A 22092-nucleotide genomic window follows, 5' to 3' on the forward strand; every position below is an offset into this window, starting at 1 on the left:
CGGGCAAGCTGTGGTCCATGCAGCGAGCTCACGGTGTCGAGGTGCCCGAGACGGTGGCGGAGATGTGCCGCCCGGACCGGGCCGCGGTCCTGGTGTACGACCCACAGGTGGGCATCCTCGCCCACGTCCAGGACCGGGAGGGGTTGGTGGAACGGACCAGGTCGGTGCTGGACGCGGCGCGCGTGGCCGGGGTGCCGGTGCTGTACGTGCGGCACGTCTCGGTGCCGGTCACGCACATGGGGGTGGCCGCGCTGCGCACGGCGATGGCCTGGCAGCGGCTGGACGACCCGAACAAGGTGGTCTCGCCGTTCCCGCCGGACGCCCCGCACGCCCAGATCGCCGACGAGCTGGCACCGGTGGCCGGCGAGCCGGTGTTCGACAAGCTCGGCATGTCCGCGTTCGTCGGCACCCCGCTGGAGGCGGTGCTGCGCGACCGGGGGATCACCACGCTGCTGCTGGTCGGGGCCGTGCTGGAGATCGGCATCGAGCCCACCGCCCGGCACGCCGCCGACCTGGGGCTGCTGCCCGTGGTGGTCACCGACGCCTGCGGCGTGGTCGAGCAGCCGGCCGCCGAGCGCTCGCTGGCCAGCCTCGACTACTCCCTGATGTCGTACCGCTGCACGGCGGAGGAAGCCGTCACAGCGCTGCTCGCCGGGTTCCCGCGCGGCTCGGGGTCTGACGAAATCCGCGACTCACCCTGACAAAATCCCCGACTCGCGGGCGAGCGTTAGCTCAGCGCGAGCACGTCGTCCTGGAACGCCAGGTACAGGTTGGCGATCAGCCGGGGCGAGGCGATCGGCGCGCCGAGCAGCTGCTCCACCTTGTGCAGCCGGTAGCGGACCGTGTTCGGGTGTACGAACATCAGCTCGGCGGTCCGCTTGACGTCCTGGTCACAGGCCAGGTACCTGATCACCGTCTCGGTCAGGTCGGCCGCCTTGACCAGCGCGCCGAAGTGCCGCTCGAAGCGCGCGGCGACCTGGGCGTCGTCGCGGCGGGTGAGCAGCCAGGTGGCGAAGTCGACCTCGTCGAGCCGGACCACGCGCTCCCCGCTACCCCTGTCGTGGCGCCGGGTCGCCACCCGCCACGCGGTGATCGCCTCCCGGAAGTAGCTGGGGCCGGTGGTGAGGTCGGCGAACGGGCCGCTGACCCCGACCAGGTGGGTGCCGCCGAGCAGCTCCAGCCAGTCCGCCGCGGCCGGGTCGTCGGCGAGCACGGCGGTCAGCGGGGTCTCCAGGTCGTCCGGGTCGTGCTCCTCGGACACGATCAGCCCGAGCTGGCGGGTGTGCGCCTCCTCCAGCAGCAGGTCCGCGGTGCGGCGGTGGTCGGCCTCGGGGTCGACCGGGCTGGCCGCGACCACCCGCAGCCCGCCGCCCACCCGGAACCGGAACCGCCGCAGCCGGTCCCAGGTCTGCCGGACCCGTGACGCCGGGGTGCCCGCGTAGAGCGTCCAGACCAGCCGCCCCGCCTCCGCCCGCTCCTGGCTCATGGTCAGCGCGCGCACCGCGTTCGCGGCGGCCAGCACGTGCTCGGCGGTCTGCAGCAGCTCCGGGCCCAGGTCGTCGAGCAGCGCGTGCCCCCGGGACGCCACCGCCAGCCGGAACCCGGAGCCGCGCAGCAGGAACGGCCGGGTGGCCACCGCCCACCTGCCGACCGCGAACCGCTGCGGCGCCAGCTCCCGCGCGGTGATCTCCTCCCAGATCAGCCGCAGCGGCCCCTGGCCGGTGGAGGCGATCACCCGCCCGGAGCTCTGGTACAGCACGGCGGCCCCGCGCGCCAACGTGGCCAGCCGGTTGACCAGCGCCTTCACCGGGTCCTCGGCGGCGAGCGCCTGCAGCAGGTCGTTCTGCAGCCACACCGTGCGGCGCAGCCTGTCGATCTCCGAAGAATGCCCGCTCGGCGGATCGACCTTGGTGCGGCTCATGTCCGATGCTCCAGGGCAACATGATGCGGGCGTGATTTGTCCAACCGTACAGCCTTATCAGTCACCATTAAGAGTTCTCACAATGACCGGCCGGCCGCCGTGGTGCACAGTCTGCAGCCAGCCGCTCGCGGCTTTCACTCCTGCATCCGCCGGAACATCCGAAGAACGGACTGAGGACAGAAATGGCCAGACAGCGCGTCGCCGTCGACGTCGGCGGCACCTTCACCGACGTGTGCATCTTCGACGAGGCCAGCCGCGAGGTCCGCGTCACCAAGGTGCCCTCCACCCCGGACGACCCGATGCGCGCGGTGCTGGACGGGGTGGACCGCGCCGAGGTCGACCTGTCCGAGGTCACGCTGTTCTCGCACGGCAGCACGGTGGCCACCAACGCGCTGATCACCAGGAACTTCCGGCCGGCGGCGATGGTCACCACCACCGGGTTCCGGGACGTGATCGAGATCCGGGACGGCACCAAGGACGACCTCTGGGACGCCTACCAGGACGTGGCGCCGCCCTACATCCGCCGCCGGGACCGCTTCGAGGTCACCGAGCGCATCGACTACTCCGGCCAGGTCGTCACCTCGCTGGACGAGGACGAGGCCCGCCGGGTGGCCCGGCTGCTCGGCAGGAGGGGCGCGCAGACGGTCGCGGTGTGCTTCGTGAACTCCTACGTCAACCCGGCGCACGAGATCCGGATGCGGGAGATCCTGGAGGAGGAGCTGCCCGGGGTGGCGGTGTCCACCAGCGCGGAGATCCTGCCGGAGATCTTCGAGCACGACAGGTTCGCCACCACGGTGGCCAACGCGGTGCTCGCGCCGCTGGTCAGCGGGTACGTCGGCCGGCTCGCGGAGAACCTGGAGGACGGTGGCTACGCCGGGGACCTGTTGCTGCTGCACTCCGGCGGCGGCTCGATGACCCCGAAGATGGCCGAGCGCTACCCGGTGCGGCTGGCCGCGTCCGGCATCGCGGCCGGCGCCATCGCGGCTCGGCACGTCGCCGCGCAGTGCGGGTTCGCCAACGCGATCGGCCTGGACATGGGCGGGACCAGCACGGACATCTCGCTGGTGCACGGCGGCGAGCTGCGCGTGACCAAGGAGTGGTCGGTGGAGTACGGCTACCCGATCATCTTCCCGTCCATCGAGGTGCTCACCATCGGCGCCGGCGGCGGCTCCATCGCCCACATCGACGAGGCCGGCTCGCTGCGCAACGGCCCGCAGTCGGCGGGCGCGGACCCCGGCCCTGCCTGTTACGGCGCGGGCGGCACCCAGGCCACCAACTCCGACGCCAACCTGGCACTCAACCGGCTGGGCACCTCGCTGGCCGGCGGCGCCAAGATGCTGCGCCCGGAGCTGGCCGAGAAGGCCATCCTGGGCGGGGTGGCCGGCCGGCTCGGGCTGGACCTGGAGCAGGCGGCCAGCGCCATCCTCAAGGTGGCGAACGCGAACATGGCCGATGCCGTGCGGCTGATCTCGATCCGAAGGGGCTACGACCCGAGGGACTTCGCGCTGGTGGCGTTCGGCGGGGCGGGCGCGCTGCACGGCGCCGAGGTGGCCCGCGAGCTGGGCATTCCCACCGTGATCGTGCCGCCGAACCCGGGCGTCACGTCCGCGCTGGGCTGCCTGCTGGTGGACATCCGCCACGACCTGTCGGCGATGTTCGGCGCGGTCGCGCACGAGGCCGACACGGAGGAGTTCGAGTCCGCGTACGCCGGCCTGGAGGCCGAGGCCACCGCCCGGCTGCGCCAGGAGGGCGTCGCGCCGGAGGACGCCGTGCTGCAACGGATGGTGTCCATGCGCTACCTGGGACAGTGGCGCTCGCTCACGGTGAGGTGCGGCAGCGGCAAGGGCGCGCTGGCCGAGGCCGTGCAGCTGTTCCACGAGCAGCACGAGCGGGAGTACGCGTTCCGCCGCGACGACACGCCCGTGGAGATCTACCAGCTCGGGCTGACCGCGATCGGCACCACCCCGAAGCCCGCGTTCGCCGCGCACGAGGTGGCCAGGCGCCCCTCCCCGACGCCCCGGCACGTCAGGGACGTCTACTTCGACACGCTCGGCTGGGTGGGCACGCCGGTGCACGCGCGCGACGAGCTGCCGGCCGGCACCGAGATCGTCGGCCCGGCGATCATCGACCAGCTCGACTCCACCACGCTCGTGCCGCCGGGCACCCGCGCCGAGGTCGACGAATGGCTGAACATCCGTATCCACCTCGGGGAGGCGTGATGGCCGACAACCATGACATGGACCCGGTGACGTTCGAGGTCCTCAAGAACGCCTTCGTCACCGCCGTGGACCTGATGAGCGAGCAGATCATGCGGACCTGCTACTCGTTCGTGATCTACGCCCGCGACTTCTCCTCCGCGCTGTGCGACGCCGAGGGCAACACGGTGATGCAGGGCAGCGCCGACATCGCCGTGCACGTGGGCACCCTGCACTTCCAGTGCAAGGCCGTGATCGAGGAGTTCGGCGAGGACATCAACCCCGGCGACGTGTTCGCCGTCAACGACCCCTACCGGGGCGGCACCCACTTCAACGACGTGAGCTTCATCCGTCCGATCTTCGTCGGTGACGAGATCATCGGGTACGCCCAGAACAAGGGCCACTGGGCGGACATCGGCGGCAACGTCCCCGGCTCGTTCGACGTCAACGCGAAGGAGCACTTCAGCGAGGGCCTGCGGATCACCCCGGTGCGGGTCTGGCACGGCGGCAGGTTCCTGCACGACGTGGCGCAGCTGCTGGTGTCCAACACCCGCTCCCCGTACAGCAGCATGGGCGACCTGAACGCGCAGGCCGAGGCCACCGCGGTGTGCGAGCGGGAGATCCTGCGGCTGGTGGACCGCTACGGCCGCGACACCGTGGTGGCCGCCATGGCCGAGGTGCAGAGCTACGTCGAACGCCTGGTCCGCCACCGCCTCACCGAGCTGCCGCGCGGCGAGTGGGAGGCCGTCGACTACATCGACAACGACCCTGGCAAGCCGGAAGGCCTGGTCCCGATCAAGATCAGGATGACCATCGACGCCGACGGCATCCACTACGACCTGAGCGGCAGCGCGCCCGCCGTGGCGACGTTCCTGAACTCCGGCTACGGCACCACGCACTCCGCGCTCTACGCCGGCACCAAGACGTTCTTCCCCGAGGTGCCGCTGAACTCCGGCTTCTACCGCGTGGTGCAGGCCGACATCGGTCCGGAGGGCACCGTGGTCAACGCCGGCTGGCCGTACGCGGTGACCGGGTTCTGCTCGGGGCCGTACGAGAAGCTGATGAACGGCATCTTCGAGATCTGGTCCCGGGTGATGCCCGAGCGGGCCATGGCGTGCGCGTTCAACCTGGAGTACCTGCTGGTCGGCGGCAAGGACGCGCGCACGGCGGAGCGTCCGTACTTCATGTGGTACGACTGGATGGCCGGCGGCTGGGGCGCCCGCGCCAGCAAGGACGGCTCCGGGGCGACCTCGCCGCTGTTCGGCGCCGGGCTCGCGGTGCAGCCCGTGGAGGGGCAGGAGCGCCTGTCCCCCGTACTGACCAGCGCGCACCGCATCGTCACCGACTCCGGCGGCCCCGGCCGGTTCCGGGGCGGCTGCGGGCTGGAGAAGGGCGGCACGCTCACCGACTGCGAGAGCACGGTGATGTCCTACTGCTGCGACCGGGCGCGCTCGATCACCTGGGGCCTGGACGGCGGGCTGCCGTCGCTGCCGCACGGCGTCTGGCTCAACCGCGGCAGCGAGGAGGAACGCTTCCTCGGCGCCACCTTCTCCAACGTGGCCGTGCACCCCGGCGACTCGTTCACCAGGCCCTCGGCCGGCGGCGGCGGACTCGGCGACCCGCTGACCCGCGACCCCGCCGCCGTGATGGAGGACGTGATCGACGGCTACGTCTCGGTCGACCGCGCGGCGAAGGACTACGGCGTGGTCATCACCGCCGTGGACCCCGAGCTGGACGACTACAACGTCGACCTGGCCGCCACCCGCCGCCTGCGCGCCGCGATCGCCAAGGACCGCCGAGCCTGGCTAGAAGAGGACCCTCACGACGTGGCCCGCCGCTACCGCGAGGGCGAGCTGACCATGCTCGACCTGGTCCGCCGCTACGGCGTGATCGTCGACTGGGGCACCGGCGAGCTCCACGAGAACACCACCCGCCAGTACCGCGCCCTCATAGCCCACCGCGCCTCCGCCCACTGGACCTAAAACCCCCCGCGAGTCGGGGCTCTCAGCACACTGAGTCGGGCGTTCTGGCACACGCGCTACCCGGCGGGCACGGCGGCGCGGATGAACCGGCCCACCTCGGTGAGGGCGGTGCGCGCTTCGGGGACGAAGTCGGCGGCGGCCTGGAACACGTGCGGCTGCCGCTCCCACACCTGCAGCCGGCACGGCACCCCGGCGGCGGCCAGCGCCTGCCCCATCAGCTCGGCGTCCGGCAACAACAACTCCGTGCTCCCGACCTGGATCAGCGTCCTCGGCAACACCTCCAGGTCGCCGTCCACCGGCGACAGGGGCGTGCCCGTCCGCCCGTCCAACAGCAGGTGCTCCGACGCCCGGTCGGCCAGGTCGTTGATCACCGGCAGCACGCCGGGCGCGAACAGCGGGTCGAGGCGGGCGTTCGGGTGGGCCAGCTTCGCGGCCAGGTCGAAGTCGGTCAGCGGGGACAGCGCGGCGATCCCGGCCGGCCTCCGCAGGCCCTGCTCGGCGGCGGCCAGCCCGACCAGGAACGCCAGCGCGCCGCCCGCCGAGTCGCCGGCCAGCACGATCCGCTCCGGCGCGACGCCCCGGTCGAGCAACCACCGGTAGCCGTGCAGGCCGTCCGCCACGGCGGTGCTGATCGGGTGCCGGGGCAACATCCGGTAGTCCACCGCGAGCATCGTGGCGCCCGCCGCCGCCGAGATCCGGGACACCAGCCGCCGGTGGGTCCGCAGCCCGCAGCACACGAACGCCCCGCCGTGCAGGTAAAGCACGTACCGCCCGTCCTCACCCCCCGGGGCGCGCAGCCACTCCGCCCCGCAGCCGTCCAGCCGTACCCGACGGCGCCGGGTGCCGCGCAGCGGGCGCAGCCCGAGCGCCGCCCAGTCGACCAGTCGGTACGGCCACGGCAGCGTGCTGGAACGGGCGTACACCCCGAGCGCCGGCCGCACGGTCATCCGCAGCCCCAACGCCAGCGCCCGCGACCGGCGCGACGTCCCCGAGCGCCATTCGACGACCAGATGAGTCCGCCCGGCAACGGGCCGATCGGGCTGAAAGGCACCGAGTGTCATCGTCGACAGCACCTCCCGCAGGAGCAACGATGCAACAGTAACACCCAGATGTTGCACTGTCGTATCGCAAGCGGGATTTGCTCCACAACCCCTTGTACGCGGCGTACAAGCGACCGTAGAACTTTGGGCGCGCCAGACCATCGCATCGTATCAGCAGGCTCCTTAACCTCCTGAGTACTGTTCTGGAACTGTCGATGCGGGGGTCGCCGTGGAGCTGGTCCGAAGCCACGGATCGAACATGTCAACTCAGGTGACGAGCACCTGCGAGTGCGGGCTGAGCACCGAGCCGCCGGCCGGCGCGCAGTGGTGGCGGCCGGACCTGGACACCGATCCGGGTCCCTCGGTGCGCGCCGTGGTGCGCTACGGCGAGGAGCCCGAGCTGCGCAGGGCGGTCCGGTGCCCGAACGGCTGGTCCGAGCACGGCGCGATGGTCAACTTCTACCAGGACATCACGCCGCCGATGAGCTGGACGCGGGTCGGCACCTGCTGGGCGGAGACGTCGCACCCGGTGGTGGCGGTGCGCGAGGAGCCCAACGGCGCCTGGACCGTCGAGTCCTGAAGCATCGACACTGGGGCCACCCCAAGTTTGTGGTAGCTCTCGGGTAGCGTGACACGCGTGCGCACCGAGCCAGGCCTGCGGGAACGCAAGAAGCGGCAGACCAGGCGGCACATCGCCGACACCGCGCTGGCGCTGTTCACCGCGCAGGGCTTCGAGCGGGTCACGGTGGCCGAGATCGCCCGCACCGCCGAGGTCTCCGAGGCGACGGTCTTCAACTACTTCCGAACCAAGGAAGACCTGATCTACGACGGGATGGCCGCGTACGAGCAGGCCCTGGTGGCCGCCCTGCGCGAGCGCCCGCCGGACCAATCCCTGCTCACCGCGTTCCGGGAGTTCCTGCTCGCCTCGCACGGCAGGCTCGCCGACCTCGCCCCCGCCGACCTGGACCGCATCGCCGACATCGCCCGCCTGATCACCGCCAGCCCCGCGCTGCAGGCCCGCGAGCGCCAGCTCATCGACGACTGCGCGCGGGCGGTGGCCGAGCTGCTGGTCGAGCAGACGGGCGCGGCGCCGGAGGACGTCACGCCGTGGGCCGTGGCGCACGCCCTGGTCGGCACGCACCGGGCGCTGGTGCACCACGCCTGGGCGCGGATCCTGGACGGCCAGGGCGGCGCCGCCGTGGCCGAGCGCATCCGCGAGCAGGCCGACCGGGCGCTGGGCCTGCTCGGCGACGGGCTGGCCCGGTATCCCGGTTGACCGGTCATGACAGCCTGGTGATCGTGAACGACTACGTGGCCGCCAACAGGGCGAACTGGGACGAACGGGCGCCGATGCACGTCGCCTCCCCCGACTACCAGGTGGAACGGTTCGTCAGCGATCCCGAGCACCTCAGCGGCGTGGTGAGGTTCGATATGCCGAGGCTGGGCCCGGTCGACGGGCTGCGGGCGGTGCACCTGCAGTGCCACATCGGCACCGACACGCTCTCGCTGGCCCGCCTCGGCGCGCGGATGACCGGCCTGGACTTCTCCGCCGCCTCGCTGGAGCAGGCCCGCCGGCTGGCCGAGCGCACCGGAACCGACATCGACTTCCGGGAGGCGGAGCTGTACGACGCGGTCGACGTGCTGGGCGCCGAGTCGTTCGACCTGGTCTACACCGGCATCGGCGCGCTGTACTGGCTGCCGGACGTGGCCAGGTGGGCGCGGGTCGTCGCCGGCCTGCTGCGCCCGGGCGGGCGGCTGTTCATCCGGGAGAACCATCCGATCCTGGAGACGCTGGACGTGCACGAGTCCGGGATCGGGCTCTACTACCCGTACTTCGAGCAACCCGAGCCGCTGAGGTGGGACGAACCGGGAACGTACGTACAGACCGACGGTCGGTCTGTACAAAAGGCCACGGTCACCTACGGCTGGAGCCACGGCGTGAGCGAGACGATCACCGGGCTGCTGGACGCCGGCATGCGGCTGACCCAGTTCGTGGAGCACGACAGCGCGCCGTGGAACGCCCTGCCCGGCCACATGGTCGCCGACGACATGGGCGAGTGGCGGCTGCGGGAGAAACCGGAGCGGCTGGCCGCCTCGTTCACGATCCAGGCCGTCAAGACCCACTCAGTCGAGTAGCCGGTCGCGCAGCGCGTGCAGGTCGTCCTCGGTGAGGCCGGCCGTACGCAGGTAGCCCACCGGCTCGAACGTCCGGAGCACGGCCAGGATGGCCTCCCGCGCGGTGGTTCCGTGCTCGGCGAGCAGCAGCTCCACCATCGGCGCCTGGTCGGGCTCGCCCCACCTGTCCAACAGCGGCCGCAGCCGCTCGGTGCTCAGTCCGTGGTCGGCGGCGATCACCTCGGCGGGCACCCCGGCGAACGCGAGCAGCACCATCGCGACCAGCCCGGTGCGGTCCCGCCCGCCCACGCAGTGGAAGAGCACCCCGCCGGGGCGGGCGTGCGCGACGGAGGCCACGGCCGAGCCGACGCGCGCCGGGAACCGCGCCAGGAACTGGCCGAAGTACAGCGGCGTGGCCAGCAGGCCGGAGGCGCGCCAGGCCTCCACCTGGGGGTCGTTCGGCGGGTCCAGCGGCGTGTAGACGGTGGTCAGGTCGGCGGGGCGCGGGACGCGGTCGGGCCACAGCTCGTCGGGGTCGGTCAGGTCGATGATCGTCCGGATCCCGTACGCGTACAGCTGCGCCCAGCCGTCCTCGGTCAGCATGGCCAGCGTCGCCGAGCGCACCACGGCGCCCAGACGGGTCCGCCGACCTCCCCCGGCGGGCAGCCCGCCGAGGTCACGCGCGTTGTACAGCCCGGACCAGCCTAGGTCTCGTCCGTCCTCCACATTGAGTGAGACGAATGAGACCCCCCTGAGGTTCGGTCTACTGGCCGTGCGGTGTCAGCACGCAGTCCGAACCCGGGAACACCAGCCGCTCGGTGCCGTCGGCAAACCTGACCAGGTACGGCGGCTCCCCGCCGTCACCTCGGACCTCGACCACCGTGGCAACCCGATCGGGCTGATCGAGCAGCCGGCTGTAGAAGTGCAGTTCGTCGCCCGCTTCCGCCTTCATCGCGGACCATCTCCCCGAGACGATACGTACTCCGGCCAGGACCAACGGTAGTGGTCCCGGTCAGCGCGTTCTAGGCCCCGCTCGGGTGCCGGCGGTACCGATCCAGGTACGTCGTCCAGTCCCAGGTGCCCAGGAAGCCGCGGGCCGCTTCGTAGCCGTCGTCGTGCAGGGCCTTGACCTGTTCGGGCGTGATGGCGAAGTCGGTGAACCCGGCGGCGTCCGAGTCGACCGCGATGGTCCGCGCCTGCACCCATGGTTTGTGCTGGTAGGCCTGGTCGCGGCCGATCACGGCGGTGGTGACCACCCGCTCCAGCAGGCGCACCGGGGTGGGCACGATCCGGCTCAGCCAGCGCGGCAGCAGCCCGTTGTCCCGGCCGGGGATGTCCGGCAGGAGCGTGATGCCGAACGTGGGCCAGCGCGGCGGGCGGCCGTCGGTGCGGTCCAGCGAGTCGATCGGGAAGTTGGACACCACACCCCCGTCGACCAGCGTGGACGCCAGCCCGGTGTCCGGGTTGGTGACGGTGGCCGGGCGGAACAGCAGCGGGATGGACATCGACGCGCGCACCGCGTCGGCCACCGGCTGGCGGTCCGGGTCGAGCCCGTAGACGTCCCGGTAGTCCCAGGGCAGCCGGATCAGCCGCCCGAGCGTGACGTCCGCGCAGGTCACCACGAGCTTGTAGCGCTGCTCCGGTGGCAGCTCGCCGTCGTCGAGCGCAAGGTCGGCGAACGTCCGCACGCCTAGGGCTTCCAGCTCGGTCGCGACCCAGTCGCGGGCGTAGTCGCCCCGGTACAGCCCGTCGTCGGCGAGCAGCGCCAGCCCGGCGCCGAGCAGCGGGATCCGGTCCAGCGGGACACGGTCGGCGAACCGCTCGTAGTCCAGCCGCATCGCCGCCTCGCTCAGGGCGTCGCCGGTCAGTCCCGCCGCGACCAGGGCGCCGACGATCGCGCCGGCCGACGTGCCGGACACCCGCCTGGGCTCGTACCCCGCGTCGGTCAGCGCCGCCACCGCCCCGGCGAGCGCGATCCCCTTCACCCCGCCGCCGGACAACACCAGATCAGCCCTCACCGTCCCATCCCACCATCCGTCGTCCGCGCCCTTCGCCGGGCCAGCCGAGTGGGCCGGCGGGGCTGTTATAGGCCACTATGCGCAGGTGCGGGTTTCAGCAAGGGCCGACTACGCCGTGCGCGCGGCGGTGGAGTTGGCGACCGAACCGGGTGCCCATCGCAACGCGGAGTCGATCGCGCAGGCGCAGGACATCCCCCAGAAGTTCCTCCAGACCATCCTGTGCGACCTGCGCCGGGCCGGCATCGTGGCCAGCCGGCGCGGCGTCGACGGCGGCTACCGGTTGGGCATGGCGGCCAAGGAGATCAGCGTGGCCGACGTGCTGCGCGCGGTCGACGGCCCGCTGGCCACAGTGCGCGGCGAGCGCCCGCAGGACCTGAGCTACCCGGGTGCCGCCGAGGCGCTGCGCCCACTCTGGGTGGCGATGAGGGCGAGCGTGCGCGGCGTGCTGGAGAACGTCACCCTCGCCGACCTCGCCGCCCGCAAGCTCCCCGCCCGGGTCCGCCGCATATCCGAGTCCGAGGACGCCTGGCGCAACCACTGACCGCCGCGGTCAGGCGGCGCGCCAGCGGGCGGCGAGGTCGCGGTCGCGGAGGGTCCGGATGCGGTGGCGCAGCTCGGCGGCGGCGCGCGGGTCGGTCTGGCCGCGTTCGATGTAGGCGGCCAGGGTGTGCAGGTCGCGCATGGCGCGCAGGGTCGGGTAGCCGCTCCAGCGGGTGGCGTCCCAGCCGTAGGCATCGCTGAACGCGGTGCGCTCGGTGAGGCCGCGGCCGAAACGCGCGCCCTGGTGGGTGTTGATCAGGTCCAGCTCGCGGGGGCCGAACGCCACCTCGTCCCAGTCGCCGAGGATCGCTCGGTCGCCGTCCCAGAGGGTGTTGCCGGGGTAGGCGTCGCCGTGGATCAACCTGCGGCCGAGCGTCGAGCGCAGCTCGTCGTACTCGGCGAGCAGCGCGGCACGCTGACGGGAGAGCCAGGCGCGGTCGTCCTCTGGCAGCCAGCCGGCGGCGGACCGGGTAACCGCGACGGGCCAGCCACCGCGTCAGGTCGAGCGCCAACCGCGCCCGCGCTCGGTTCTCTCCGCGATCCGCCCGCGCCACGATGTCCAGCGAGGTCAGCAGGTAGACGCCGGTGGCATGCTCACGCAGCTCCGAGAACGGTAGCGGCCGTCGACCTTCGACGGCATGGCACGAACGATCACGGGCCACCGCCAGTTATAGAACGTTCTATCTAGAGCTAGAACGTTCTATCAAGTCAGTCAGTCAGCCGCGTGTCAGAGCGCCGAGATCACGGGAGGCCCGGTCACCGGCCGTGCGGCGAACGTTTCGATCTGTCGTGCCAGCGCCCGCGCCCCGTCCGTGCCGGCATGGCGCGACAGCGGAAGTGACGCACCAACCCGGGCGACACCGTCGCGGACCTGCCAGATCCGCTGCTCCGGTGGCAGTTCGAGCACCGGCCGCAGGGCGGAGGCGGCTCCGTCGACGTCGCCGGCCGCCAGGCGCGCCGTCGCCACGTCCACCCTGGCGAGCGCCTCGTCGCCGTAGGACCGCTGCTCCGCCGGCCCTTTCTCGTAAAGGTTGATCGCCGCCCGTGAGGCCTGCTCGGCGCGTCCGTGCTGGCCAATCAGGTTAAGCGTTCCACCCGCGTAGTAGAGCTGCTTGGCCAGCGGGAACGTGAGTACGCCGCCGAAGCCGGTCAGTTCGTCGTCTTCGGCGGCCTCCTCCCGGGCGCGCTCGGCACGGCGAAGCGCGGCGACGGCGGCCCTGCCGTCTCCGGTCCGCGCCAGCGCGCGGGCTTCCAGCGCCGCGAGCCGGACCTTCGCGTCGAGCCCACGAGCGTGGTCCTGGCCGGCGCGCGCGAAGGTCACCGCCTCGACCGGGCGCCTCGATCCCTCCGCGATCAACGCCTGGGTGCCCTTGACCCAGGCGCACAGGCCGGTGTGGTCGGCGTGCTCGGCGCACGTCAGGGCGGTGCGGGCCTGCGCCATCGCGGAGGTCGACTCACCGAGGTTCTGCGACGCGTGCGCCAGCAGGAGACAGGTCGTTCCACTGAGGAAGAACATCTCACGCGACTGGCGAGGATTTGGTTGGTTGCGCAGCAGGCCAACTGTGGTGTCGCGCAATGCCACGAGGTCCCGCAACAGCGGCCGCAGCGGGTTGGCGACGTACTCGACAGCGATCCGCCCCAGCTCGTAGCGCACGTGCTCGACGACCGACGACGCGACCCGCTCCGCGTCGGCCCACGCCGCGAACGCGAGCGAGTCGCGCGCCGCCGACGCGGCCAGCTCGCGCGGGTCTGCGTCCCTCGGTGTCGTCGGCGCGTTCGGGGCGGACAGTAGATCGTCCAGCGAGTAGCCGTACAGCCTGCGCATCACCCGGCGCATGCTCGGGGTCGCCCGCGCGGCGGCGCGTTCGCCGGACGCCAGCCGCTGCAGGTGGCGCACGCTCAGCGTGGCCGGCTCGTTCAGCTCCCTGGCCAGGCGCGCGAACGCCTCCGCCTGTTCCTCGTACGTCGCTTCCCGCTGCCGAATGAGCTGCTCAAGCAGCGTACGGGGTGGCCGGCCGGACCGGCACCGGTTCTCGGACACGAGGCCCCCGCTACGCCCTCGACACGCCTGGACACGTCACGTTACGCGGCCACGCCGGCCATCCGCGGCGAGTCGCGCGCGCCGCCACGGGCCAGGTCACCCCGATGTCCGTCCTGGGTCCGCTGGTGACCGTGGCCTGGTCACCCAGGCCGGCGACACCCTCGCCCCATGCCCGGTGGTGATCAACCCTCGCTGACCCCGCCCGAGAAGCCAGGTCATCGTGCCCTGACGGCGGGCGCGTTCTGGATGACGTGCGCGGTCGACGGGCGCGAGCATTCGGTTACGGACGACGAGCTGGCGGCGGGTCGGCCGCACGGGCTCTACCGGGCGGTCTGCGGTCACCTCGTGGTCGCGGCGTCGCTGACCGCTCCGCCGGGTCACCGGTGCCGGGAGTGCGGGGTCGTTCGGCGCGGCGCGCAACCGGCCCGGCGCACTGCCCGAGCGGGTTGGCTCGTTCGAGCGGGATTTCCACGGCGACTCTTGCCGGCACGTTACGGTCCGTTCACATGAGCCAGCTCTTTCCGGAGATGCGCTACGAGTCGTGGCGCGACAGCCTCGCCACCGTGCACCGGTTCGCGCAGCTGGTCGGCAAGGTCCGGCTCGCGCACAGCCCGCGCCGCAACCACTGGTGGAACGTCCCCTTCCATCTGACCGGGCGCGGCATCACCACCCGCCCGATGGGCCGGGACCCGATCTTCGCCGTCGACTTCGACTTCCTCGATCATCGCCTGGACATCGCGACGGTCGACGGCGCGCGGCACTCGTTCACCTTGCCGGGGCTGTCGGTCGCGGAGTTCACCGAGCGGCTGCGCCACGGGCTGGACGCCGTCGGGATCGATCCGGACGTCCCGAGGCCCCACCCGTTCGACCTGCCGGACGCCGCGCGGCCGTTCGCCGAGGACACCGAGCACCGCGCCTACGACACCGCCGCCGTCACCCGCTACTGGCGGGTGCTCAGCCAGGTGAACCTGCTGCTCGAAGCGTTCGCCGCACGCTGGTCGGGCAAGACCAGCCCGGTGCACCACTTCTGGCACACGTTCGACATCGCGGTCACCCGGTTCTCCGACCGGCGCGTGTCGCAGCCGGACACCGTCGACCCGGTCACCCGTGAGGCGTACTCCCGCGAGGTGATCAGCTTCGGGTTCTGGTTCGGCGACGACGGGTTCCCCGAGCCGGCGTTCTACTCCTACACCGCGCCCGAGCCCGAGGGCCTCACCGACGAGCCCCTCGCCCCCGGCGCGGCGGCCTGGAGCGAACGCGGCGGCGGGCACCTGGCCGTGCTGCGTTACGACGCTGTCCGTGAGCTGCCCGACCCGCACGCCGCGGTCCTCGACTTCTACGAGAGCGCCTACCGGGCGGGCGCGCGCCGGGCCGGCTGGGACATCGACGGGTACGCCTGTCCCGACGGCGCGACCGACCCGCACGCGGCTACGTTCTCGGCGTGACATCCGCTTCCGGGGGACACCCGCGCGCGCCTTCCGGGCCTCGGCGGGCGCGGAGACTACGGTCCGTGATCATGGTGCGGTGGGACGTCTGGGGGTCGCGGCTGCTCGCCATCGGGCTGGCGGCCGCGACGGCGTGTTCGTCGAGCCCCACGGCGGCCGGCCCGGCGCAAAGCCCGGGAGGCACCGAGTCGGCGGTCACGCCGAGCCACTACATGGTGTCCAACACCGACAGCGCCGAGCAGGACGACAGGGGTTACCGGATCGGGTGCGCGGACGGCAAGGCGGGAGTGTCCGGGCCGAGGGCGCTGTTCTTCGGCACGCAGGAGTCCGGCGGCAAGATCCGTCCGCCCGGCACCACCGCGTCCTCGCCGGCCGCGCGGGTATCCGAGCAGTGGGTGGAGCGGGCCGCCGCCGACTGGGTGCGCGGGTTCACCGAGTGCGGGCAGGCCACCGCGATCGTGGCGCTCGGGGTGAACAACAAGTCCGACGGCGGGGCCGACCCGGCGCAGGCGGGGGCGGCCTGGGCGCGGCTGGTGGAGCGGGTGGCCGGCGCGGTGCCCGCCGGCCGGGTGACGGTGGCCGGCGCGCTGGACGGGGAGCCGTCCTGGTCCAAGCCGGCCTGGGCGCGCGGTTGGGTGGACGCCTTCGTCGCGGGCAGCCGGCGCGGGCTCTACGCGGTCAACTCCGCGGACGGCTGCCCGTCCGAGGGCACCGGCGAGACCTGCGGGAACGGCTGGACGGTCGGGGACGTCTACCACGTGTCCACCGGGGCGGCGGGCACCGTCGTCGCGCTGCCGCAGATCTACCGCACGGACGGCATCCAGGCCAGGCAGTGGGCGACGATCAGCCGGTGGGGGGTGCGCACCGGCGCCGGGCCGCTGCGGGTGGCCGGCGCGCTGAGCCAGGCCACCGCGTGCCGGCAGAAGCCCGGTTGCGGGCGCACCGGCAACTCCCCCGCCGACTCCCGCGACCAGCTCGACAAGGCGCTGGCGGCGGACCCGGCGACCCGGCCGGCCGAGCCGCTGGTCGCCTCCGACATCGGCTGGGCCAGCGCGCCGCCGTCCCCCTGATCCGGGGTTGTTTGTGGCTCCACCGGATTCTTTTGTTTCCGCTCGCCGCACCGCCGCCCTAGCGTTGGTGAAATGACGAACGGTTCACAGGGAAAAGTAGTACTCATTGCCGGCGGCGCGAAGAACCTGGGCGGGCTGCTCAGCCGGACCTTCGCCGACGACGGGGCGAGCGCGGTGGTCATCCACCATCACGGTGAGTCGTCGGCCGATGACGCGAACAAGACGGCGGAGGACGTCCGTTCCGCCGGCGCGCAGGCCTTGGTCACGAGCGGCGACCTGACCGATCCCTCGCAGGTCACGGCGTTGTTCGACGCGGCGGTGGACGCCTTCGGCGGGGTGGACATCGCGGTGAACACGGCCGGCAAGGTGCTGCGTAAACCCATCACGGAGACCACCGAGGCCGAATACGACTCGATGTTCGACATCAACTCCAAGGCCGCCTACTTCTTTCTCAAGGAATGCGGCCTGCGACTCAACGACAACGGCAAGGTCGTCACGATCGTGACGTCGCTGCTGGCCGCGTTCACCGACGGGTACTCCACCTATGCGGGCGGAAAGTCTCCGGTGGAGCATTTCACCAGGGCGGCGGCCAAGGAGTTCGCCGGTCGGGGAATTTCTGTTACGGCCGTCGCGCCCGGCCCGATGGACACGCCGTTCTTCTACGGCCAGGAGACGCCGGAGCGGGTCGCGTTCCACAAGTCGCAGGCGATGGGCAACCAGCTCACCCAGATCGAGGACATCGCGCCGCTGGTGCGGTTCCTGGCCACCGAGGGATGGTGGATCACCGGGCAGACCATCCTCGCCAACGGCGGCTACACCACGCGCTGATCCGCATCGCTTCGTATCCGTCGCAGTGGCTCGCGGGCGTGCCGGGGCACCGCGTCGGTCACCCAGACGACCTGCAGCGGCACCCGGGCCGGCGGTTCGAGGTCGAGGACGACGGCGTCCTCGGCGACCGGTCCGGGCTGGTCGGTCACGAACGCGACCCAACCGGTGTCGTGGACGGCGGTGGCCGGCGGCATGCCCTGCCGGGAGGTCACCACCAGCTCGGGGTCGAACCCGGCCGCGCGGCAGACGCCGACCAGGAAGTCGGTGTACGCGGAGTGTCCGGGCGGGCCCCAGACCACGAAGGTCTCCCCGGCGAGCTCGGGCAGCTCGACGGCGCCCCGCCCGGCCAGCCGGTGCCCGGAGTCCACGACCACCCGCAGCCGGTCGTAGCCGACCACCGCGCTGCTCAGGCCGGGATGGCTCGGGGCGGCCCGCACCAGCGCCAGGTCGGCGTCCCCGGAGAGCAACTGCCGCCAGATCTGGGACGGGAACTGCTGCTCGACCAGGACCGGGCCGTCCGCCGGCGCGGTGAGCGCGGCCACCCGCTCGCCGCTCACCGCCGGCGAGCGCAGCACGCGCAGCGGCTGTTCGTGCCCGCGCCCGGCCGCCCGGGTCGACTCGACCAGCGCGCGGGCCGCCGCCAGCAGCCGGGGCGCCTCCTCCGCGAGCACCCGGCCGGCCTCGGTCAGCGCGAGCCGTCCACCGGCACGCTCGAACAGCCCGACCCCGAGCTGGCGTTCGAACTCCGCCAGCGAGCTGCTCAGCGCCTGCTGGCTCAGGTGCACCGAGCGCGCGGCGCGGGTGATGTTCAGGTGCTCGGCGGTCGCGACGAACAGCTCGAGGCGGCGTAGGTCCAGGGTCACGGTCAGTGTTATAGCCCGTGTCAGGCCGGTCGGAACACGGCGGTCGCCAGTAGCGCGAGCACCGCCCCAACCGGGATCGACCAGGCCGGGGACACGGTGGCGGCGGCGATCGCGGCCGGGGTGGTCACCGCCGCCCCGACCAGCATCGGGCGGTGCGCGGCCAGCCAGGCGCCGGGCGCTGTGGTGGCGTCGGTGGTGGCGGTGGCCTGGCGGTGCCACCGTGCCGCGAGCAGGAAGGCGAGCGCCGCCAGCCCGCACAACCCGGCGCCCATCGGCTCCGGAGGCCCGGTGACCAGCGCGACCGCCGCGCACGCCACCGCCACTCCGACCGCCGCCGGCCCGGCGGCCCCGCGCGGGCGCGCGACGGCCAGCGCGACCGCGACCGCGCCGACCGCGAGTGGCACGCCGGTCAACACCGGCGCGCCGAGCACGGCGGGCACCGCAAGCATGACCGCGCCTGTGATGCCCGTGACGGTGGCGCTCATCGGCGGGCCCCGATCAGTGGCCGGCGGGACATCGGCCGCAGGACCTCGTCCAGCTCGACGCCGTCGGCCCAGACGCCGACCGGGACGCCCACGTCGGCCAGCCGCCGCCGGACGCCGCGACGCCCGATCCGCCACATCCGCACCGCGATCTCGTCGTAGTCCACGCCCGGGCGCGCGGTCGGCTCGGCGCGCAGCACGTCCACCACGGCCAGCGCGTACCCACGTCGGCGCAGGTCGATCAGTGCCCGCACCATCCGCTCGTCCAGCAGCGGCGAGAACACCACGACCGCCGCTCCCCTGGGCAGGATCGCGCGCGGGAACACCCGCGCGTCCACCGGCGCCGACGCCGCGCCCGGGCGCACGTCCAGCAGCGCCTCCACCACCCGGTGCAGGTGCCGACGCCCGAGATCAGGGGCCAGCCAGCGGACCACCCCGCCCAGCGCCACCAGCCCGGCCCGGTCGCCCCGGCGCAGCGCGGCGGCCACCACCGCCAGCGCACCGCGCACGGACAGATCCAGCGTGGACCCTGACCCGGACCCGGAGCCCTGCCTGACGTCCGCCGAGGCGTCGATCAAAGTGACCACCCGCGCGGCCTGCTCGGCCAGCCGCTCGGTGACGTACAGCGCGCCGCGCCGGGCGCTCACCGGCCAGTTCACCGCGCGCAGCGGATCGCCCGGCCGGTGCTCGCGCAGGCCGGCGAACTCCGGGCTCTGCCCGGTGCGCCGGCCCAGGTGCACGCCCAGCTGGTCGGGCAGGTCCAGCGGCCGGGGCACCGCGTCGACCCGATCCACCCTGGGATACACCGCCAGCTCGCCCAGCTCACCGACGGCCACGCCGTCCAACAGCCCGCCCGCACCCCTCGCCACCACCCGTACCCGCACGGTGTGACGGCCCCACCGCACCGCGCGCAGCTCCCACTCCCCGGCGACGCACCCGGGCTCCAGCCGCGCCCGCGTGACGACCACCCCCGCCCCGCCCTCGACGCTCACCGCCACCAGCTCAACCCCGTCCGGCGCGGCCAACTCCACCGCCACCGTCGTCGTCTCCCCCTCGAACACCCCCGTCACCTCGATGCGCGCCCGCACCCCCAGCACCGTCCCCGGCCGCGCGCTCCACCACACCCCGGCCAGCGCCCCAACCAGCGGCGCCCCGAACACCACCAGGTCGAACCGCCCCGCCAGCACCGCCGCTCCCGCCGCCGCCACCCCGCCCGCGACCGCCCAGCCCAGCCACCCCGCCGGCCGCCACACGATCCGCTCCTCCGCCATGGCTCCACTCGTTTCCGCTGGTCAGAACCCGTGAGTGGCTAGGGGTGCCATAGCACCCCTAGCCACTCACGGGGCCTGAGCACGGGGAACGGGGATGGTGGTGAGCGTGCGGGCGAGGATGTCCTCGGGCGGGACGCGGCGGACCCACATCTCCGGGCGCAGGCTCAGGCGGTGGGCGAGGGCGGGCACGGCGAGCGCTTTGACGTCCTCGGGGATGACGTAGTCGCGGCCGTGGAGGAGGGCTCGGGCGCGGGCGAGGGATACGAGTGCGAGCGATGCGCGCGGACTGGCGCCGACCAGGATGTCGGGGTGCTCGCGGGTGGCGGCGGCGATCCGGACCACGTAGTCGAGGACGTCGGGGTGCGCGGCGACGGTCTCGACGGACTCCCGCATGGCGAGCAGCGCGTCGGCGTCCAGGACGCGTGCGACGGTGGGCTCGGCGCTGCCACGTTCGATGCGGCGGGTGAGCATCCGCACCTCGTCAGGCGCCGGGAGGTAGCCGATCCGCACCCGGATGCCGAACCTGTCCAGCTGGGCCTCGGGCAGCGGGTAGGTGCCCTCGTACTCGATCGGGTTGTCGGTGGCCAGCACGACGAACGGGCTGGGCAGCCGGTGCGCGCGCCCGTCCACGCTGACCTGCGCCTCGGCCATCGCCTCCAGCAGCGCCGCCTGCGTCTTCGGCGGCGTTCTGTTGATCTCGTCGGCGAGCAGCAGGTTGGTGAACACCGGGCCGGGGCGGAACCGGAACTCGCCGCTGGCCTGGTCCAGCACGGTGGTGCCGGTCAGGTCGGCGGGCAGCAGGTCGGGGGTGAACTGCACCCGGCGGAACCCGAGCCCGAGCGCGGTTGCGAACGAGCGCGCGATCAGCGTCTTGCCCAGCCCGGGGAGGTCCTCGATCAGCACGTGCGCCCCGGCCAGCACCGCCGTCATGATCAGTTCGAGGGCGTCGCGCTTGCCGACGACGGCGCGCTCGATCTCGTCCAGCACCGCCGTGGCCCGTCCCGCCGTCACCTCGGTGGTCATGGCCGGTCCAGTTCGCGCAGGATCCGGAGCAGGGCGTCGCGGCCGGGTCCGGGGGCGGAGCGGTCGGGCGAGCGGGGCGCGTCCGGGTCGACCAGCGCCCACAGCTCGGGGTCGAGCCGGCGGGCGGCGGCCGCGAGGTCGACCAGTTCGGCGAGGACGGGGCGCACGCTGTGGTCCCAGTCCCGGGCCGAGCCGCCCGACCAGGCCGCGGCGGCGAGGTAGCGGCGGTAGGTCGGGGAGGCCGAGACGGTGTCGGGCTCGACGTCCGGGGTACGGGCGGTGGCACGCCACCAGCGGCTCATCGGGGGCCGTCCAGGGCGGTCAGGATCGCGGACAGGGCGTCGGCGGCGGCGTCCCGGTCGGCGGGGTGCATCGGGTGCGCGCTGAACCGCGCCTCGCGGAACAGTTCGAGCAGCGCGCGGGCGGGCGCTTCGGGGATGCGTGCGTCGCCGGTCAGGCCGCGGCGGAGCACCTCGTCGGGGGTGTCGGCGGCCCTCGGCGCCACCGCGCCGCCGAGACGAGCCAGCGCGCCCTCCATCGCGGCGAAGCAGGCCACGATGGCCCGCCTCGGGTCGGTGATCGCGCGGTCCCGCACGGCCGCGAGCCCTCGACCGGCCGCCTCCCGCGCCACAGCGTCGGCCGGCTCGGCCTCGGGAGCGTCGACGATCGCCCGGCGCCGACGTAACAGCAGCACCGCCAGCGCGAGCACCGAGGCCAACATCGCGAAGACGATCAAGTATCCGACGGGCCCAGGTTGACCCGCGTCGGATGCCGGCGCCGGCACGCCGCCGGGAGCCGGCGCATCGGTCGGCGTCACCGTCGGCGGCGAGGCCCCTGGCTCGCGCGGCGGTCGGTCCGACGGCGGCGGTACGGCGTACGGCCTGGTCAACAGCAGCACGCCGAGCCCGGCCAGCGCGCCGACCAACACCGCGACCAGCACCCGCCGGCGCCCGGCCGGCGGAGGCGGCGGCCGGCGCCGGACCACCGACACCGTCGGAAGCCGCCGCGCCCACCCCGCCCAGGCCAGCAGCACCAGCCCGGCCACCAGCACCCCGACGCAGACCACGCCCAGGACGTCGACCACCACGGCCCCGACCGCCCCGGGCACGCGTGGCATCTGTGGCACCCCGCCGGCCCGCTCCCGAGCCGCCACCACGACCAGGACGACCAACACGGCCACCGCACCGACGCGCACCGACGAACCGCCGTGCGTCCCGTTCGGTGGGTTGTCCATGAACCGCCTCCGGCGATGAACCCG

Annotated in this window: 23 protein-coding genes; 10 read left to right on the forward strand and 13 right to left on the reverse strand. The window is 73.1% G+C overall.

From position 1 onward, the window contains the following. Positions 1 to 17 precede the first annotated feature (17 nt). A complete protein-coding gene (locus N912_RS0128775; RefSeq protein ID WP_028925106.1) occupies positions 18 to 701 on the forward strand; it encodes a cysteine hydrolase family protein in 684 nt (227 codons plus the stop codon). Positions 702 to 727: 26 nt separating this feature from the next. On the opposite strand, the gene N912_RS55340 is transcribed toward N912_RS0128775, so the two are convergent. Then, entirely contained in the window at positions 728 to 1921 is a 1194-nt protein-coding gene (locus N912_RS55340; RefSeq protein ID WP_051580936.1) for a PucR family transcriptional regulator, read from the reverse strand. Between the two features lie 182 nt (positions 1922 to 2103). Between N912_RS55340 and N912_RS0128785 the strand changes: the two genes are divergently transcribed. Further along, positions 2104 to 4140: a hydantoinase/oxoprolinase family protein gene (locus N912_RS0128785; protein WP_028925107.1), complete on the forward strand. Its 2037-nt coding sequence runs from the start codon at positions 2104 to 2106 to the stop codon at positions 4138 to 4140. Continuing rightward, positions 4140 to 6098, forward strand: a complete 1959-nt coding sequence (locus tag N912_RS0128790; protein ID WP_037067294.1) for a hydantoinase B/oxoprolinase family protein — start codon at positions 4140 to 4142, stop codon at positions 6096 to 6098. The genes N912_RS0128785 and N912_RS0128790 overlap by 1 nt, the downstream gene beginning before the upstream one ends. Before the next feature lie 56 nt (positions 6099 to 6154). Here N912_RS0128790 and N912_RS0128795 read toward each other — a convergent pair whose 3' ends face one another. Continuing rightward, a complete protein-coding gene (locus tag N912_RS0128795; RefSeq protein ID WP_084211338.1) occupies positions 6155 to 7159 on the reverse strand; it encodes an alpha/beta hydrolase in 1005 nt (334 codons plus the stop codon). A gap of 238 nt (positions 7160 to 7397) precedes the next feature. Between N912_RS0128795 and N912_RS0128800 the strand changes: the two genes are divergently transcribed. From N912_RS0128800 to N912_RS0128810, 3 genes are read left to right on the forward strand one after another with little or no spacing between them, the layout of a single operon-like run. Continuing rightward, positions 7398 to 7718, forward strand: coding sequence for a hypothetical protein (locus N912_RS0128800; protein WP_156994128.1), 321 nt, complete (start codon positions 7398 to 7400; stop codon positions 7716 to 7718). Between the two features lie 57 nt (positions 7719 to 7775). Then, entirely contained in the window at positions 7776 to 8414 is a 639-nt protein-coding gene (locus N912_RS0128805; RefSeq protein WP_028925111.1) for a TetR/AcrR family transcriptional regulator, read from the forward strand. Between the two features lie 23 nt (positions 8415 to 8437). Continuing rightward, positions 8438 to 9274: a class I SAM-dependent methyltransferase gene (locus tag N912_RS0128810; RefSeq protein ID WP_028925112.1), complete on the forward strand. Its 837-nt coding sequence runs from the start codon at positions 8438 to 8440 to the stop codon at positions 9272 to 9274. Here N912_RS0128810 and N912_RS0128815 read toward each other — a convergent pair. The 3 genes from N912_RS0128815 to N912_RS0128825 all read right to left on the reverse strand — a co-directional run bounded on the left by N912_RS0128815 (position 9263) and on the right by N912_RS0128825 (position 11271). Continuing rightward, positions 9263 to 9979, reverse strand: a complete 717-nt coding sequence (locus tag N912_RS0128815) for a tyrosine-protein phosphatase (RefSeq protein WP_028925113.1) — start codon at positions 9977 to 9979, stop codon at positions 9263 to 9265. The genes N912_RS0128810 and N912_RS0128815 overlap by 12 nt on opposite strands. 37 nt (positions 9980 to 10016) lie before the next feature. Further along, positions 10017 to 10205 carry a DUF1918 domain-containing protein gene (locus N912_RS0128820; RefSeq protein WP_028925114.1) on the reverse strand — a complete coding sequence of 63 codons (189 nt, stop codon included), beginning with the start codon at positions 10203 to 10205 and terminating at the stop codon, positions 10017 to 10019. A 70-nt stretch (positions 10206 to 10275) separates the two neighbouring features. Beyond that, positions 10276 to 11271, reverse strand: a complete 996-nt coding sequence (locus N912_RS0128825; RefSeq protein WP_028925115.1) for a patatin-like phospholipase family protein — start codon at positions 11269 to 11271, stop codon at positions 10276 to 10278. Between the two features lie 85 nt (positions 11272 to 11356). On the opposite strand from N912_RS0128825, the gene N912_RS0128830 reads away from it, so the two are divergent. Continuing rightward, the gene (locus N912_RS0128830) at positions 11357 to 11812 is read left to right on the forward strand and encodes an RrF2 family transcriptional regulator (RefSeq protein WP_028925116.1); all 456 of its coding nucleotides are present in this window, start codon (positions 11357 to 11359) and stop codon (positions 11810 to 11812) included. A gap of 9 nt (positions 11813 to 11821) precedes the next feature. Here N912_RS0128830 and N912_RS55345 read toward each other — a convergent pair whose 3' ends face one another. Together N912_RS55345 and N912_RS55350 are read right to left on the reverse strand one after the other, a co-directional pair. After that, complete coding sequence (locus N912_RS55345; protein ID WP_084211303.1) at positions 11822 to 12262, reverse strand: phosphotransferase family protein; 441 nt, start codon at positions 12260 to 12262, stop codon at positions 11822 to 11824. A gap of 276 nt (positions 12263 to 12538) precedes the next feature. Then, positions 12539 to 13852, reverse strand: a complete 1314-nt coding sequence (locus tag N912_RS55350; protein ID WP_051580938.1) for an NsdA family TPR-like regulatory protein — start codon at positions 13850 to 13852, stop codon at positions 12539 to 12541. Positions 13853 to 14358: 506 nt separating this feature from the next. On the opposite strand from N912_RS55350, the gene N912_RS0128845 reads away from it, so the two are divergent. The 3 genes from N912_RS0128845 (at position 14359) to N912_RS0128855 (ending at position 17195) form a co-directional block, all read left to right on the forward strand. Further along, positions 14359 to 15297 carry a DUF5996 family protein gene (locus N912_RS0128845; protein ID WP_028925117.1) on the forward strand — a complete coding sequence of 313 codons (939 nt, stop codon included), beginning with the start codon at positions 14359 to 14361 and terminating at the stop codon, positions 15295 to 15297. A 65-nt stretch (positions 15298 to 15362) separates the two neighbouring features. Further along, positions 15363 to 16367 (forward strand): hypothetical protein, encoded by a 1005-nt coding sequence (locus N912_RS0128850; protein ID WP_051580939.1) that lies wholly within the window; start codon positions 15363 to 15365, stop codon positions 16365 to 16367. 72 nt (positions 16368 to 16439) lie between these two features. Then, positions 16440 to 17195: an SDR family oxidoreductase gene (locus tag N912_RS0128855; protein ID WP_028925119.1), complete on the forward strand. Its 756-nt coding sequence runs from the start codon at positions 16440 to 16442 to the stop codon at positions 17193 to 17195. Here the strand turns inward: N912_RS0128855 and N912_RS66530 are convergent. From N912_RS66530 to N912_RS55360, 6 genes are all read right to left on the reverse strand, one after another. After that, on the reverse strand, positions 17180 to 18058 hold the full coding sequence (locus N912_RS66530; protein ID WP_028925120.1) for a LysR family transcriptional regulator: 879 nt from the start codon (positions 18056 to 18058) through the stop codon (positions 17180 to 17182). The genes N912_RS0128855 and N912_RS66530 overlap by 16 nt on opposite strands. Positions 18059 to 18078: 20 nt before the next feature. Further along, positions 18079 to 18543 (reverse strand): hypothetical protein, encoded by a 465-nt coding sequence (locus tag N912_RS64635; RefSeq protein WP_028925121.1) that lies wholly within the window; start codon positions 18541 to 18543, stop codon positions 18079 to 18081. Then, positions 18540 to 19811 carry a DUF58 domain-containing protein gene (locus N912_RS0128870; protein ID WP_028925122.1) on the reverse strand — a complete coding sequence of 424 codons (1272 nt, stop codon included), beginning with the start codon at positions 19809 to 19811 and terminating at the stop codon, positions 18540 to 18542. Before N912_RS0128870 ends, N912_RS64635 begins: the two co-directional genes overlap by 4 nt. Before the next feature lie 66 nt (positions 19812 to 19877). Further along, complete coding sequence (locus N912_RS0128875) at positions 19878 to 20834, reverse strand: AAA family ATPase (protein ID WP_028925123.1); 957 nt, start codon at positions 20832 to 20834, stop codon at positions 19878 to 19880. Beyond that, positions 20831 to 21136 carry a hypothetical protein gene (locus tag N912_RS55355; protein ID WP_037067130.1) on the reverse strand — a complete coding sequence of 102 codons (306 nt, stop codon included), beginning with the start codon at positions 21134 to 21136 and terminating at the stop codon, positions 20831 to 20833. The genes N912_RS0128875 and N912_RS55355 overlap by 4 nt, the downstream gene beginning before the upstream one ends. After that, the gene (locus N912_RS55360; RefSeq protein WP_051580940.1) at positions 21133 to 22068 is read right to left on the reverse strand and encodes a DUF4129 domain-containing protein; all 936 of its coding nucleotides are present in this window, start codon (positions 22066 to 22068) and stop codon (positions 21133 to 21135) included. The genes N912_RS55355 and N912_RS55360 overlap by 4 nt, the downstream gene beginning before the upstream one ends. Between the last annotated feature and the right edge of the window lie 24 nt (positions 22069 to 22092).

Source organism: Actinospineispora acaciae DSM 45401, assembly GCF_000620785.1.
In the GTDB taxonomy this organism is placed as follows: domain Bacteria; phylum Actinomycetota; class Actinomycetes; order Mycobacteriales; family Pseudonocardiaceae; genus Pseudonocardia; species Pseudonocardia acaciae.

Excerpts from the sequence above, each read along its gene's own strand:
- N912_RS55355 (WP_037067130.1), bottom strand. The coding sequence starts at position 21,136 with ATGAGCCGCTGGTGGCGTGCCACCGCCCGTACCCCGGACGTCGAGCCC.
- N912_RS0128875 (WP_028925123.1), bottom strand. The coding sequence starts at position 20,834 with ATGACCACCGAGGTGACGGCGGGACGGGCCACGGCGGTGCTGGACGAG.
- N912_RS0128800 (WP_156994128.1), top strand. The coding sequence starts at position 7,398 with ATGTCAACTCAGGTGACGAGCACCTGCGAGTGCGGGCTGAGCACCGAG.
- N912_RS0128855 (WP_028925119.1), top strand. The coding sequence starts at position 16,440 with ATGACGAACGGTTCACAGGGAAAAGTAGTACTCATTGCCGGCGGCGCG.
- N912_RS0128820 (WP_028925114.1), bottom strand. The coding sequence starts at position 10,205 with ATGAAGGCGGAAGCGGGCGACGAACTGCACTTCTACAGCCGGCTGCTC.
- N912_RS0128845 (WP_028925117.1), top strand. The coding sequence starts at position 14,359 with ATGAGCCAGCTCTTTCCGGAGATGCGCTACGAGTCGTGGCGCGACAGC.
- N912_RS64635 (WP_028925121.1), bottom strand. The coding sequence starts at position 18,543 with ATGAGCGCCACCGTCACGGGCATCACAGGCGCGGTCATGCTTGCGGTG.
- N912_RS0128785 (WP_028925107.1), top strand. The coding sequence starts at position 2,104 with ATGGCCAGACAGCGCGTCGCCGTCGACGTCGGCGGCACCTTCACCGAC.
- N912_RS55340 (WP_051580936.1), bottom strand. The coding sequence starts at position 1,921 with ATGAGCCGCACCAAGGTCGATCCGCCGAGCGGGCATTCTTCGGAGATC.
- N912_RS0128775 (WP_028925106.1), top strand. The coding sequence starts at position 18 with ATGCAGCGAGCTCACGGTGTCGAGGTGCCCGAGACGGTGGCGGAGATG.
- N912_RS0128790 (WP_037067294.1), top strand. The coding sequence starts at position 4,140 with ATGGCCGACAACCATGACATGGACCCGGTGACGTTCGAGGTCCTCAAG.
- N912_RS55360 (WP_051580940.1), bottom strand. The coding sequence starts at position 22,068 with ATGGACAACCCACCGAACGGGACGCACGGCGGTTCGTCGGTGCGCGTC.
- N912_RS0128795 (WP_084211338.1), bottom strand. The coding sequence starts at position 7,159 with ATGACACTCGGTGCCTTTCAGCCCGATCGGCCCGTTGCCGGGCGGACT.
- N912_RS0128870 (WP_028925122.1), bottom strand. The coding sequence starts at position 19,811 with ATGGCGGAGGAGCGGATCGTGTGGCGGCCGGCGGGGTGGCTGGGCTGG.